Below are 17283 nucleotides of genomic sequence, written 5' to 3'. Positions count from 1 at the left end.
TTTTCCTGTATAAAATTGCTGATTTTAGACAAAAGTATAAAAAAATACCCGTTAGGATTTTTCCTAACGGGTATTTTTAGATTCTATTTAATTCTGTTAACCCAGGTCTTATTAGCAGTGATGTATTCACCATGTCCAATGTAGAATCTGGTAATTCCGTAGAATCTTGCTACGCTTTGTACTCGGATCAATGCGTTCTTTCTGAAATGCTTAATCGCATTACGCTTAGTGAACTTCTTAGCATTGTGTACTAAAATTCCCCTATTTCTGATGACACGAATTAGCTTAGTACGACGAACGTAATATGCTGGAATTGTGCCCTTAGCATTGATGTAGCCGTGCTTGATGAGGTACTTAGTACCGTTCTTAGTCTTGACTATTCTCAATACCTTGTATGCGTTAGCTTTATTTCTTGGTCTCTTGGAGAAGTACTTAACGGCATTCTTGCGAGTGAAGTGAGTATTTACGTAAACTCCACGTTTGTTTGTCCAGTATACGTAAAGTGGTGCTCTCTTCTTCTTAGCAAGCGCAACATAAGTCTTGTTAGAGGTGACATATTGGCCATTACCAATGTATAGACGAGTAATGCTGTAGTACTTAACAACCTTCTTAACGTGGATTAATGCACCACGACGAAGTCTAATTACACGTCTCTTGCCGTAATGGAACTTCTTGTCTGTGTGAACCAATACTCCAGTATTTCTGATGACACGGAATAGTGGATGATTAGTACGGTAGTATGCATCCCTAATGTTCTTGTTGAAGTAGATGTAACCACCATTAACCTTTAGACGTGGGTACTTGTTATGATCTAGAACAACGCCTCTAACCTTGAAGACATGTGCTAATCTTCTTGGTTTCTTAGCATAACCCTTCACACGATTCTTGATTGTGAAGTGAGCTGAACTGTGTAGGTATAGTCCCTTCACACTGTATACATATGAAGGAGCCTTTCTCTTCAATTCGGCCTTGTATGCTTTCATGTATCTAGATACATAGTCGGCATCCTTGTGCTTCAAGTTTTCAACTGGTAATAGCTTAGCAGCACGGTTTCTACCTGCAGATTCAGGGGATTCACCTACACGAATCTTAACCGCAACTACATGCATGGTTGTTGTACCATCGCTATTAACAACTACCTTAATGATTGTATTTTCATTAGAAGTGTAATTGTAACCATGACCATTATTAACAACTGATTTGTGTTGAACAATCAAGTTGCCATTGCCATCAAGCTTGGCAATCACTCTTCCAATTACATAGGTTTTATCACTGGCATCGAGGTGCGCATTGTCAATTGTAATTGTGCCGTCAGCGTTGATTGGGAATGATTCAACATGGTAGCTTCCATCTTGACTCTTGGTAACTGTTGATCCGGCAGGTACCAAGTACCTGTTATCGTTTGAACGAGTTGGCTTAGTTACGATAATTGCTCCATTAACGTCACCCTTAACTGGGATGTTACCAATTGATTGAGTATCTTGACCCCCGTGGTTGAAGTGAACATGTTCAATTTCATCATCAACAGGTGTTAATACCGGATCACTTGGTACTGGTTGACCTTCTGGAATAGTTGTTCCAGCGTAACCAGGGACATTGGATTCAATTGTTTTTGAACCATCGTTATTAGTGTGAATGATTACCGCATCATCAACAGGTTTTGCATTGTCACTTAGACGAGCTGGTTTCTGTTCATCTTGTTGAATTGGAGTTGCAGCAACGTGATATGAAACATTGTTGTTCTTATCAACCTCAATTGTAATTGATTCACCAGCATCGGCTTGGTAAGCACGGTGTGGAATAGTTGGATCATTTACAACGGATGTCTTAGCAACTGTTAAGTCACCGGTATTTGGATCAACCTTAGCAACCAATGGTCCAATGACTGACTTAGTATTGTCATTCTTATCATCGTAGAATGCATTATCGATGTTTAGAGTACCATCAGCATTGGTTGACATCTTAGTACCGTTTACTTGGTAAGCTCCAGTGTCTTTGTTCTTGGTGATTGATGAACCAGCAGGAACAATGTAGTAGTTACCATCGTTACCCTTAACAACCTTGGTCTTCGTTGTCACGATGTTTCCATCGTCATCAACTCTAGCCTTAAAGTCAGCTTGGGCTTGTAGATGGCCACTATCGTCAACGATGTTAGCGTTGGCGATATCAACATCACCGTTTGCATCGATTGGTAGTGAATCACCATGATAAGTTCCGTCATCGTTCTTTGTAATAGTAGTTCCAGCAGGAATTACGTACTTCCCATCGGTTGACTTAGTAGTCTTAGTTACGATGATGTTTCCATTGTCATCACCCTTAACAGGTAGGTAAGACTTAGAACCGGTATCCTTACCACCGTTATCGAAGTGGACATCAGAAGCAGTACCTTGAGTTGGAGTCAATACTGGTTTAGTAGTGTCTTGACTAAATGGTACGTTAGTTTGACCAGCGTAGCCAGGGATGTTTGAGATAACATTCTTAGTACCATCACTGTTGTAGTGGATGGTTGCGCCATCTGGTTGCGCCTTACCATTCTTACCAGGTTGTGCTGGAACCTTTTCGTCTTGAACGATTGGAGTTGCATCAACGTGGTATTCAACACCACCCTTACCATCTGACTTGATGGTAATTGGGTCACCGGCAGTTGCTTTGTAGACACGACTTGAATCGCTTGGATCAGGTACAACTGTGTCTTGACTTGCGGTTAGCTTACCAGTGTTTTCATCAACGTTTGCCACGATACTGTTAATGACACCCTTACCTGGTTCTAGTTTGTCATCATAGTGGGCATTGTCGATTGTAACCTTGCCATCCTTAATTGGTAGCTGATTTCCGGCTACTTGATATTGTCCAGTTGCTGGATTCTTGGTTACAGGCGAACCGGCAGGGATGATGTAATCATTGCCATCATCACCCTTAGCAATTTCATCCTTGGCTGTTGTGATGTTACCTTGATCGTCAACTTTGGCTACTAAGTCCTTGTGAGCCTTAGTATCACCCTTACTATCGTTAACGTTAGCGTTATTGATAGTCACGGTACCATCTTCGTTAACTGGTAGTGACTCACCATGGTACTTACCATCGTCACCCTTCGTAATGTTGCTTCCCTTTGGAATCATGTACTTACCATCGGTTGACTTAGTGTTTTGAGTTACAACAATATTACCATCGTTATCACCCTTAACTGGAACATCACCAGTTGATCCAGTGGCCTTCTTGTCAGTATCAAATGATACGTCGTGAGCAACATCATTAACTGGAGTTAACTTAGCATGACTGGTATCAGAATTATTTGGTAGTCCAGTTTGACCAGTGTATCCAGGGATATTTGAAACGATATCCTTAGTACCATCACTATTGTAATGAACCTTGGCACCGTTTGATTGAGTCTTACCATTGTCACCTAATTGAGCATCGATTGACTTATCTTGGTCAATTGGAGTGGCATCCATGTGGTATTCAACGCCACCCTTTCCATCAGGTTTGATGGTAATTGGGTTCCCGGCATTAACTTGGTAAGCTCTGCTTGGGTTGGTTGGGTCGTTGACAACGGTTGTCTTATCAACTGTCATTGTGCCCTTTTCAGGATCAACCTTAGCGGTTACTGGTCCAACCAATGACCTTGTCTTATCTTCTTTGTCATCAAAGTGAGCGTTTGGAATATTAACGATTCCATCGCTTGGTGACTTCAACTTATCACCAACAACTTGATATGAGTTGTCAGATGGGTTCATGTTGACGTTGGAACCACTAGGAATGATGTAGTAGTTACCATCCTTACCCTTAGCAATGACATTATCGTTTGTGGTGATGTTTCCATTGTCATCGGTGTTTACTGGTAGTGTTTGACCGTGATCAACTTGAACATTACCAATTTGGTCATATACCGAAGCGTTATCAATTTGACCATTAGATGGGTAAATTGGTACTTGGTATAAAGTCTTAGTTTTATCAGTTGGATCAGTAATCATTTGAATTTGTCTACCAGTTGCGTACTTGTAGCCATCTGGAATTGCTGAAACAGCCTTGTAGGCGTCAGTACCACCTGCATAAATAGGAGTATTATCCTTATCGTTTGCGTAGATGAAGTACTTAGTAGTGTCAGCTGAAACTGGCTTGTTGGTGTAGATATCGATGAATTGAACGTTACTTCTTGATGAGTAAGGTGAGTTATCAGCAATTACAACCTTAGCATTTGGATCAACGTTTTCATTGTTATCCATCCAATCAACCACTTGTGAATCTGGGTTGTAAACGTGGAATCCTTTTTCATTATATCCACCACTAGGTAAGTTAGCGTCTAGAACATGACCTGTGGTCTTATCGATGATAACCTGACCGTTACCCTTAGATGCACCATCGTTGTTATCAATGAATGTAGCATTATTGATTACAGCGGTGTCATCCTTGGCGGTCAATGAGAATGCCCCATTGTCATTGTTAATTTCTATACCAGCATTTGCTTGATATGCTTGCTTACCCTTAACAATGTGAACACCGTTTTCATCAGCAAGGGTCATTGTACCCTTGTTCAAGTCGATGTTAGCGTGGACATCACGAACGCCAATAACGTTACCTTGTTCATCCTTTACAGCAACGTTTGGCAATGTTACCTGACGAGTACCTGCATCATATGGATATGATGGAACTGTCCAGTTGCCATTGCTATCCTTGGTGACTTCACTACCAGGTAGAATGATTCTCCCGTTTGGAGTGGTTACAGGTTGAGTTACCTTAATTGTGCCATCGCTTTGACCTTGGATTGGAAGTTTATCAATGGTTGATCCAGTATCCTTATCATCGTTGTCTAGGATATGAACATTATCGATGGTACCAGTAGTTGGTTTCAATACTGGGTTAGTTGGTAGTGGTTCACCATTTGGAATGGTGTCACCGGTAAATCCAGGAACGTTTGAAATGATTGTCTTACTACCATCATTATTTACATGAATTGTAGCAGCATTGTCTTGAACTGTACCGTTTTGACCGGTTTGGGCAGGAACCTTCTTATCTTGTTCAATAATCGTAGCTGGAATGTGATATTCAGGTTCACCATTGTCATCCTTAGTGATAGTGATTGGGTCCCCAGGATTTACTTGGTATGCCTTAGTTGGGTCGTTTGGATCAGTTACGACAGTTGTCTTGTTGACAGTCATTGTGCCGTTTGATGGATCGATGTTTACTGAAACCTTTCCAATTACTGACTTGGAAGGATCAGTCTTGTCGTCTAGATGAGCCTTATCGATATCAACAGTACCATCTGGGTTAGCAACTAACTTGCTACCTTGAGCGGTGTAACTGCCATCGCCAGAACTGTTTGGGACAACTGAGGTATTCTTAGTGATGACGTAGTAGTTGCCATCCGTACCCTTGGAAATAACATCCTTGGTAGTGTTGATTGAACCATCATCGTTGGTTTGAACTGGTAATGTTTGACTGTGGTCGACCTTAACGTCACCCTTTTGATTCAAGACACTAGCATTGGTGATTTCACCTTGTGCTGGGACGACTGGAACAATGTAGGTACGCTTGTCTTTATCACTGTCATCATCATTATTAGTTTGTTGAACGATGATTTGCTTACCCTTAGCGTAGCTGTATCCACTTGGGATACCAGTTACGGCTTCAGCAGCGTTTGAACTACCAGCAAAGATTGGTAGTAAGTCATCATCGTTAACCTTAATTGATGGGTTGTTAGTGTTATCGGTAAATACTTGGTTGTTGTATACGTTTAGGAACTTAACATGGTTGTTTTCGTGGTATGGAGCATTGTCGGTAACTCTAACAATTGCGTTGTCATCAACGTTACCACTTGCATCGCTCCAGTGAACGATTTGACCGGTTGGGTCATAAACATGGAATCCTGCGTTTTGGTTACCACCAGTGGTTGGTAGGTTTGCGGTTAAGACGTTACCAGTAGTCTTATCAACTCTAACTTCACCATTTCCGACATTGGCATTATTTAGAACGTCAATCAATGTGGCGTTGTGAATAACGGCTGTATCGTTTTTGGTGTTTACATACAAGTGGTTGTTGTCTGAAACGATTGGAGTTCCAGCATCAGCTTGGTATGCGTCGGTACTTGTGGTTGCGTGAACTCCTTGTGGATTAGCAACTGAAAGTGTTCCACTTGCTAGGTCGACGTTTGCGACTACGTCTTGGTGATCGATAACATTTCCTTTGTCATCCTTGATTGGAAGTTGTGACAATGTTACCTGTCTGTTTCCGGCATCGTATGGGTATGATTGAGCGTGCCAATTACCATCTTTATCCTTAGTAAGAGTTGTGTTAGCAAGGATAATCTTACCGTCCGGAGTTGTGATTGACTTGGTAGTCTTGATTGAACCATCATCTTGTCCAATTACGAAAACATTGTCGGTGGTTGAACCAGTGTCGTTACCATTAATATCATCCATGTGAACTTCATTAATAGTACTTGAACTTGGTGTTAATACCACTGTTTTTGGTACTGGTTGACCTTCTGGAATATCGTAACCCTTAAAACCAGGAACGTTTGAAATCACAGTCTTGCTACCGTCATCATTTACATGAATCTTAGCGGCACCATCGGCCATTGTTCCGTTTTGACCAGCCTTTGCAGGAACTGGTTGATCTTGAGTAACCTTTTCAGCGTTAACGTTGTATGAAATGGTGCCGTCTGGGCCAACTTCCTTTGTAATTGGTGCATTGGTGTGGGCGATGTAAACATTACCCTTATCATCCTTAGCAACAGTTGCCTTAGCGACGGTCATGTTTCCATTGTCGTCAACCTTAGCAATTAGATTACCTTGTTGTGATGTGTTGTCGGAAGCATCATAGTTACCATTTGGAATGTTAATAGTTCCATCGGGGGTTATTGGGAATGATTCAGCGTGGTAATTACCATCAGTTCCCTTGGTTACAGTAGAACCAGCTGGAACCATGTACTTGCCATCGCTTGACTTAGTGTTCTTAGTAACGACAATATCACCGTTTTGGTTACCCTTAACAGGAACGTCACCGGTTGAACCAGTGTCTTGTCCGTCAGCGTTAAAGTGAACACCCTTAGCTACATCGTTAGTTGGTATTAGGACAACGTTTCCAGTATCTTGATCCACTGGGACATTAGTTTGGCCAGCAAATCCTGGGATATTAGATTGAATTGTCTTAGTACCATTATCTGGATTGATAATGACTGTGGCAGCATTATCGAAGCGTTGACCGTTAGTACCGGTCTTAGCAGGAATGTTTTGAGAAGCGTCAACGGCATGTGCGGGTACGTGGTATTGAACGTCGTCGTTTTCATACTTAGGAGTTACTGCTGCGCCGGCATCAACTTGGTAGATTTTGCCATCTGGAGCCTTTGTTACTGAGGCCTTGGCGATGGTAATCTTCCCAGTATTTGGATCGACGTTTACGGTAATCTTACCTGGGTATGAAGTATTTTCATCCTTATCGTATTGTCCATTGGTAATGTTAAATGTACCATCTGGATTTGCGGGGATGGTGTATCCGTCAGCATGGTATGTGCCGTCTGCTTCATGACGAACGCTTGAACCCTTTGGAACGAAGTAGTAGTTAGGATCATCGTTCATTCCCTTAGCAACGTGATCTTCTGAAGTGGTGATTGAGCCATCACTAGCAGTGTTTACAGGCAACTTGGTAATTGCTTTTTCTTGATTATCCTTACCATCAATAACGGCTGTTGGTAGTTGAGCTTGTGTTGGAACAACTGGAATTACATATTCAAAACTACCGTCAGAATTCTTGTTAACAGTAATGCTCTTGTTGGAATCGTATAAATAACCATCAGGTAATTGCATAACCGCCTTGGCAGCATCCTTAGTACCAGAGTTAACTGGCAATCCATCAGAATGAGTGACCTTCAATATGAAGTTATCCTTACCTTGACCATCAGTATGATAGTTAATGATTGCGCCTGTGTATGAGTTTTTCAACTTAACATCATGAACGAAATCATATGGATAGTTTTCAACGACTTGAACGGTAGCATTAGCGTTAACGCCCCCCTTACCGTCACTCCATTCAACGGTTTGAGTATCAGGAGACTTAATGTGGTACCCTTCATTGTTACCACCTAGATTAGCAACATTTGATAAATCAGAACTTGGTAAAATCTTACCGGTTGATTTATCAACGTTGATTAATCCAGTTCCGTCAATTGTATTACCATGTTCATCTTTCAATGTAGCGTTGGTAATTCTTGCGGTATCGTCTTCACTCTTGACTTGATAACCATTACCGGTCTTAACTACTGGCGTACCATTATTTGCTTGGTATGCGTAACCATCTTGAGTAATGGTGTGAATTCCACTATTTGATGGTTGATTCAATGTTAATGAACCATCATCGTTTAACTTAGCAGTAACATCTTGACTGTTAATCTTGTTACCATTTTGATCGGTAATTGTAGATTGACTAATCGTTACGTTACCATTTTGATTCATTGGAAGAGTTTGAACATGGTAACTACCATCTTTGTTGATTGTAACTGGTGAATTGGCCATAGCAACATTAGCACCATCATCAGTCTTGGTGTTCTTAACAACGGTAATTGAACCATCATCGTGTCCTTGAACACTCATGTTGGAAATAATCTTTCCAGTATAATTACTCTTGTCATCATCAGCATGAGTAGTTGGTAATGTAGTAACACCTGGAGTTAGAACTGGAAGACCGGTATCTGTATCCATTGGAACATTTTGGGTACCAACAAATCCAGGTACATTTGATGTAATTGTCTTAGTACCATCAGCATTAGTGTGGATGGTTGCGCCACCTTGAACAGTTTGACCGTTCTTACCAGCCTTGGCTAGAACGACTTGGTCTTGTTGTTGAACTTGACTGGCAATGTGGTAAGTAGTTGATCCGTCTGGGTTAACTACTGGAGTAATGCTGCTACCCTTCTTGGCAACGTAAACATTACCATTACCATCTTCAACGGCAGTATCGCTGTTAACAGTTAATGAACCATCATCGTTTAGATGAGCCACAACTGGTTTAACAACACTTGTACCGTTAGTTCCATCGTATGAGGCATTGTTGATAGTAACAGTGCCGTCTGGGTTTCTTGACAATGATTCAGCATGGTAAGTCCCGTCAGCATTCTTGGTGACCTTAGCACCTGCTGGAACGACGTATTTTCCATCCCTTGAAGTGGTGTTGGATACAACAGTGACAGTACCATCATCATGACCTTGTATTGGTAGTTGGTCTGTAGTTGAACCGGTATCTGTACCGTTTTGGTCGTTGTGAACACCATCAATTGTTTCCTTGATTGGTGTTAGTTTGAATTGAGTAGTGTCAGTGTTTGCTGGAACTGTTTCTGTCTTTTGACCGTTATCCAAACCAAATCCAGGAACGTTTGAAGTAACTGTCTTTACACCTGTATTTGGATCGTAGTTAACGGTTGCACCACCTTGAACAACTGGACCGTTTGCTCCGGCAGTTGCTGGAACATCTTGCTTAATCTTGTGAGTAACAGTTTCAACATGGTATTCAATCTTACCTTGGTCATTAACAACCTTTTTGATTACTGTCTTAGCTTTAGCGGTGTAAGCATTGTTGTCATTTCCGACTAATGTAGTATCTTTTTGAACAGTAATAGTACCATCTGGTCCAAGTACACCCTTGATATCTGAAGTTAGGCCAGTGTCTTCCTTTCTGTGCATGAAGTGAACATTGCTGATTGTAACGGTTTGATCAGTTGGGTTGTATGCAAAACCATCAACACTTGGTTTGTTGTTAGCATCCTTAGTTACAACAGTACCTGCAGGGATAATGTATGAACCATCTGCACTAGCCGTGTTCTTTGTAACCACTTGATTACCATCAGCATCAGTTGTCACTGGAAGATTACTGATAGTTGAGTTAGTCTTTTGACCATCAGAAGTTACCGGAACATTAGCCATTCCCACTAGTTGACCGGTGGTGTTGTAACCATTACCAACAGTGTTTGGTTTGTTTGGTTGAATGGTTTGACCAGTACTGATTTGGTAAGTGTTACCGTCAGAGCCGGTAATAGTACCGTTGTTTGGTACCTTGGTAATTGTAGTATTACCGTTATTATCACCACTTACTGTTATATTGACGTTTTGCGCAATGATATTTCCGTTACCATCAGTAACAGAGATGTTAGTTTGAGCTGTAGTTGGTGAAACGATGTACTTATCTTGACCGTTGTACTTCTTAGCATTTGATGATGTAAAACCAGGATTATCTGGAGTTACAAATGGTGCACCGTTTCCAGTATTGGCGTTGTAAGTACCCTTACCTACGCTTGAACCGTTTGCAGTAACAACATCAACTGTTTGTTGGTCAACTGGAGTTCCATCTGGTAGCAATGATAGATAGTAGTAGTTTGAATCAGAACTATTTGCGGCAACGTGAACTAAGACATTCTTATTAACTGTTAGAACATTACTGATTGTGTACTTGTTACCATCATTATCGGTAATATGAGCAACTGGTTTACTTGTATCTCTGTTATCTGCAGTGACCCCTCCCGCTTGTTGGTCTGATAGAGCTGTAATATCAATGTAAACAGGTTTTGTATCTAACTTGCTTGCATTACTGTGACCAGTGATTAAAACATTAACAGCCTTGTTAGTATCCTTACCAGTCAAAGCATTGTAAATATGAATATTGACAGTTTGGGGTGTTTGGTTAGTTGTAACATTGAATGAGTCATCCTGATCATTTTGGGCAGGACTGTATCCAGGTAAATCAGGAGTTACAATCATGTGACCATTATTGTCATAACTGATTGTTCCTGGGAATGGAAGTGTTGTTCCATCTTCACGTTGGATAGGAACCTTATCACCTGTTTGATAATTAAATGCTTGTTTGGTTACATTAACAATTGGTGTGTAGTTACCTTGACTATCCTTATTTAATTCAAGTGCAGTACCGGGAGTAACGGTGTAGCTGTAGTGCTTACCATCAGAGTCTTTAGTTCCAACGAAGCCACCACTAACGACACTGGTAATGTATGAATTACCGTCTTCGTTACCTTGTACCATTACTGTCGATGTACCAACCTTTTGGCCGGTTGCAGGATCGACAATATCAACGTTAGTTTGAACTGGTGCGGTAGCCGGTACTAAGACAGCGTTACCGTTGTTGTCAAATTGAGCATTGGTTGCTGTAGCAAATCCAGGGATATTAGCAGTAGCTTGTTTACCACCTGAAGCGTTAGCTGAGATGGTAGCACCACCCTTGATTGTATTACATGAATCGGTAACAGCGTTGACTTGTTCAGTACCAACATAAGTTGAGTTAACTGATACGCTGAACTTGCTTGAATCATTAGGGTCAACGCTGATTGCAGTTCCGGTTGTTACGTTGTATCCGTTGTGTCCATCAGTCAATGTAGCATTGCTTGGAGTATCTACAGATGTAATGTATGAATTACCATCAGAGTTACCTTGGACATGAACCGTCATGGTACCAATGTTCTTACCTGATTGAGCATCATATACATTGATAGTTGTTTGAACTGGACTCTTTGATGGAGTCAATACAGCGTGGTTGTTTGCATCGATATTAGCTGGAACGCTGCCATCGAAACCTGGCATCTTAGAGATTGATTGCTTTACACCGTTTTCAGTATGGATAGTTGCACCTGCAGCGATTGGGTTACCCTTGTCAGTAACCGCTCCTAAATCGATATCTGCTGGTGTTTCTGGAGTAACTACAATTGTTGGAGTTACCTTGCCACCATTGTATTGAGGAGTTAATACTGATCCCGTATTAACGGTATAGGTATTACCATTACTGTCTGTAAAACTATTTTGTGAGTCCACGTTTGTAACGTATGAATGACCATCGGTTCTACCTTGAACATCCACATCAACGTCACCAACGTGACTACCATCAACACTGCTGATTACTGGAACAGTAACCTTAACTGGGTTAGAAGATGGTGCCACAACAGCACTGTTACCCTTCATTTGACCAGGGTTAGTACCATCAAAACCTGGCATCCCTGGCTTGATAGTCAATGTACCATCACTATTGGTAACGGTAGCACCACCATCAACACTTGTACCGTCAGCTAGAACGGCTGGAGTCTTGGTGATGACGTCTTTATCGACTTGTCCTTCGATATATGTGATGACGTTTCCTGAGTTGTCAGTGTATGCCTTCACATTATCACCAACAATAACCTTGTACTTACCAGAATCAGTTTTGAACACTTTTCTACCCTTCACATCGGTAATCTTAGAAGTCCCGTCATTTTGCCCTTGAGCGGAAACCTCAACGTAGACAGGTTGACCGTTAACAGTTAATGGAGTTGTTGAGTTTGGTTGATATACCGGTACTTTAACGGTTACTGGTGTAGCAGAAGGACTAACAATATCTTTTTGGTTAGATCCTGAACCAGTGGTTTGAGTACTTGATGATGAATCGAAACCTGGTAGGTATGTTACGGTGTGCAAACTACCATCGGCATCTTGGCGTCTGTAACCACCTTGATCAACTGGGCTTCCTGAAGTAGTAACAACGTTAACGTACTTCTTGTCACTAGTTGCTGTTAATTGAACATGATAAGTTGGGTTCCCGTTGGCATCAGTAACAATACCAATCTTTGTCTTGTTATCGATGACATATTGTAATCCGTCGTTCTTACCTGATGAAATGGTTACTGGTTTAACAGCATTAACTGAACCATCACTGTTACCCTTAACTTGAACTGATGCGGTTAATCCAGTTGGATTACCATTGGCATCATCTAGATAAATAGTGGCAGTACCAACAGCTGGCTGCACAGTGTACATACCATAACTATCAGGGTTTAGACCTGTATTATTTTGTACAACAGCGAAACCAGGTAGTTGTGGAGTTACTGAAATCACGTTACCAGTATTCTTATCAACCTTTGCAATCCCCTTAAATGGAATTCTGCTTCCAGAAGGGGTATCGATTGGTAATAATGTACCATCTTGCATGAATTGAACATCTGGAACGTAGATGTCGTAAGTTGACTTATCGTATTGCTTCATTGGAGTCTTAGATAAATCAAGTGCGTAACCCTTGTTATTGTTAGATACATCACTGGATAGCTTGGTAAAGGCAGTCTTAGCATCGTAATTAGAAGTATCTAAAGTACCATTTCCTAGGATTGTTGAAGTTGGTAACTTGGTAATACCAACTAGCCTAGTCTTGGCACCATTAGAAGCGATAACTCTGACTGTGGCGTAGCTTGTATCTTTATTATTACTATCAGCACCACTGTATGATGAATCATCAAATGGTGTGATGTTTTGGTTATTAATTAAATATTCACGATATTCAGGACTTGCTAATGGATTACTTGAAGTCTTGTTTGTATAGTATTGAGACTGACTTTGGTCACTATCGTTTAAGTGACTCAAAATACCACTAATGTTGTTCAAGAATCCTTGTGCTGTAGGCATAGCAGCGATTGAGTGCATGTCATTGTCAGGACCATAGTTACCCTTTAACTTAAGTTCTTGTCCATCATCTAGACGAGTCCATACACTGTTAAAACCTTCAACGTTAGTTTGATAACTGTTGTTACCTGGACGAATTGAACTAGTTACACTGGCAATTGGTTGATATGCAGATCCTTGCCAGTTAGCTAAATTAGTTCCCATGAAGGTATTCAAACGAATACCAACAGTGTCGACTGGTTTAGTTCCTAAATCAATATCACCATTAAACTTGATGCTACCATCACTTTGCGTAGTAGAATTACTTGAATCAAGCGTGATGGTTTGGGCTAACGCTTCACTATTGTTATTAGCCTTGTACATATTGCGGTAGACGTCACCATTGTTTGACTTCGCATCAAATGAACCAGTAACGTAGTGAACCTCGACTTGATGTTCTTTAGCATCATCCCCAGGGTTGTTTAATGTGGCGTCAAACTTGGCATGATAGTGACCATTATTATCTTGGTAAACTTCGATATTGTGGTCGAATTCAATTGAAGGAGAACCAGAGAAGTCAATGGAAGTATCGTTTCTGGCGTTTTGACCTGAAATAACCTTTGGATTATTACCATTGAAAGCTTCATTGAACCTGCTAATAACCTTTGGATTATTAGACATGCTTGCAACAGTCTTACCTAGTGCGTTGGCAATATTAATGATAATGTCAGGTAGTTGAGGGTCATTGATGTTCTTAAGTTTATTAATGAAGTCCTTCTTACTCATTCCAGCAACATCTTGGAATGTTTGACCGTTCAAGTAAGCTCTTTGACTATTAAGGCTACTTGCCCAGGTAGTATCATTCAAGATACCTGTTTGATTATTTACCCTGTTAACATCGTTCTTCCAGACATTAGAAATTGCTGTATTAATTTCAGCTTGAGTTGGATTGTCACCATTTTTAGCTTTATCAGGATTGTATGCACCTGAACGGCTAGTATCATTGGTTACAATGTTACCGTTTTGAACTTGATCATTGTAATCTTGCTTATTTGCAAGAATGTCTTCATACAATTGAACGAAGTATTGTAGGTAATCAAAAGCGGTATCAAAGTTGACCCCATTATCTGTAACGCCAGTTGATGGAACTGTTGACCATGTGTATGGATAACTGAAACTAAATCGTTTCTTACTACTTTCAGATCCTGCTGGCTTGTATCCGTTAGTTACCCCGTTAATATCTTGGAAAATTTCACTACTGTTAAAGTTATCATCATTTTCACCCAACGCAGTACCATTACGACGGTAGTGATAAATGTATGGGTTTAGTTGGTAACCACTGCTAGTTCTAATACTATCAATATTTCCATTATCCAAAATGGCGCCAAAGACATCAATGGAAGATAAACTTAGCTTTGGACCAGCCGCACCGGTCAATGGGGTTCCTGGTGTAACGTTCAATGTTAAATTAAACTTCCTTGGATTGAATGCAACGATTGGCAGAAAGGCAACACGAAGTGGGTGATCCTTTGATCCAGTGTTCATATTAATGTCCAATGTCCCATTTTGTTGGACGATAATCTTACTAGTTGATTGATTTCTACGACCACCATTCTTCATTGTTGAGTATGGTCCGTAGATAAAGGCGTTGTACAATCCCCCATTAGCAGTAGTAGGAATCTTGGCATCAACCTTGAAAGTACCGCCACTTAGGATTTGCATGCCGTGACCTAACCAAACAACGGCATCGGTACGCTTATTATTCCATCCACCGGCAACGGATGATGTGTTCTTTGAACTATTAACTAACTTAGGATCCAATGCAGTTGGTGTAACACCATCTGGAACAACTAGGTTAATAGCCCCCTTGATAACTACGTTTCCGCTATCTCCTGATCCGGTATCAGAAGGATCATTAATGTTGCCAACACGGATACCGTTAGTGTTGTTACTCAATGTTATGTTAACAGTGGCACCGGTATGCACATTAACATTGTTATTGGCTATAATACCGTAGCTAGGCATAATGGTTGAATCTAAATTATCAGTTTGAACTGTTTTACCCCAGCTCTTTTGGTAAACGTGATTATCAATTTCCACTGGGTTTAAGTTAACGGTTGAACCTTCTTGGAACACAATATAGTTGGCAATCAATGAATTGAATGCGTATTGACCATTGGCACCAACAACGAACTTACCACCTTGAGTGTTTAAGTTCTTGTAGGTTTCGTTGTAGGTAATCATACCGTTGTTGTTAGTTGCGTCTGAAGTGTATACATTGGCACCTAATACATAGTTACCATTTCCGTTACTTGGATTGAATAGGTTATCAAAAGTGCTGTTGTATCTAACGTTATCGTATTCAACGAATCCATTACCGTTTACAACATATGGGCTTCCTAAACTGGTAACGTTTTGGATTTTAACAACAGAACCACTATCAGACTTATTGAAAGTGTAAGTGCCACTTAGTGAGAACTTGTTTTGACCATCAATAGTCAAATTACCAAGATTGGTAACAGTTCCACTTGAGTTAATGTTGTTAGTCAATACAATCTTTTGAATGTTGGCAGTTCCTGAAGCAACCATGGCACTATTAAATTGGGCATTGTTATTGGCGTAAACAATTCCGTTGTTAAAGTCGTTAACCATCTTGTTGAAGGTTGCTTTATATTGAAAAGAACTGGTATTAGTGTTGTTGTGTGGTACATTCTTATCTTCTGGATTGGCATCGTATCCAGAAGTATTGAACTTGTTATTTGAATCGAATTGTTGATTTAAAGCGTTTCTAACACCCATGTATGCGTTATCGTACATAGCTTGTAACCCAGAATCAGAACTAGGACGATTGCTTCCTTGAGTGTAATCATCTGATCCTGATGTAGTAGCATCGTTAAATGCAGCATCCGCAATCCTCTTGAAATCAACACCATACTTGTAAGCGATGTATAGCATTGATGATGTGTTGGCAGCTGCCTTCTTGATATCATCAATTGATGAACTAGCCATGTTATCAGAAATACTCTTTGATTGGTTGGCATTAACCCCTTGGTAAGCAGCACTGTATAATTCCTTGCTGTTGTTATCAGTTATGTCATCGTTATTGGCATTACGGTTACTGTAGGCGTCATTAACCCCTTGGTTAATTGCTTGAGTATACTGGGCATTGTTATCGTTAGCATCTTGAGTGTTACCTTGTAGGTGCTTTTGGTAATTAGCAGCAGCATCTGCAGATTGGTTGTTAACAATGTCGGTAGTTTGATTTTGATTGTTGGATTGGTCACTAGAACCTAAACGATTTGATAGTTGTTGATCATCGTTACTGTTGTTACTGATATCGTTTTGGCTTTGGTTTTGAGTGCTATTGTTAGTAGTACTTTGACCATTATCATTGTTAGCATCATTTGGGTTGATTTGATTTTGTTGATCATTGCTTGATGCATTTTGGTTATTATCATCAGACTTATTGGTCGATGATTGCTGATTTTTATTGGTTTGAACAACCGATGTGTTCTTACCATTATCATCAGCGTACGCGGAGACTCCGTGTGACATTAATGCCAAAGAAGTTCCACCTAAGAAAGCAAAAGAAGCCAATGAGACTACAACCCATTGTTTCTTTACTTTACGTAGAATCTTTTTATCATTGGTCTTTTGAATTTCATTCTTATTGTATTGCAAAAGAAAGCCCTCCCCCGTTATTTTGACTCTCTGGATTTTTAATTTAGTGTTTTATACAAACAGGACAACTAAATTAACCAATTTTAAAAGTTGAAGCTCTTTGAATTTGAACATAGCATTCACTTAAATATCTTTCCAACGACAAAGGTTATTATCGATAAATTTGATTAAATGTCTATTAAATCAACAATATTAAGCTCCACAATTT

The 17283-nt window shown here is 40.3% G+C and carries 1 protein-coding gene; it reads right to left on the bottom strand.

Going from position 1 to position 17283, the window contains the following annotated elements; all coding sequences use genetic code 11:
- Positions 1-83: 83 nt before the first annotated feature.
- Complete coding sequence (locus tag RZ79_RS01115) at positions 84-17075, bottom strand: DUF5776 domain-containing protein (RefSeq protein ID WP_054449650.1); 16992 nt, start codon at positions 17073-17075, stop codon at positions 84-86.
- Between the last annotated feature and the right edge of the window lie 208 nt (positions 17076-17283).

This window comes from Apilactobacillus kunkeei DSM 12361 = ATCC 700308 (assembly GCF_001281265.1).
Classification (GTDB): Bacteria; Bacillota; Bacilli; order Lactobacillales; family Lactobacillaceae; genus Apilactobacillus; species Apilactobacillus kunkeei.
Note: the sequence above shows the minus strand (reverse complement) of the source record. Positions and strands in the feature narration are given on the sequence as shown.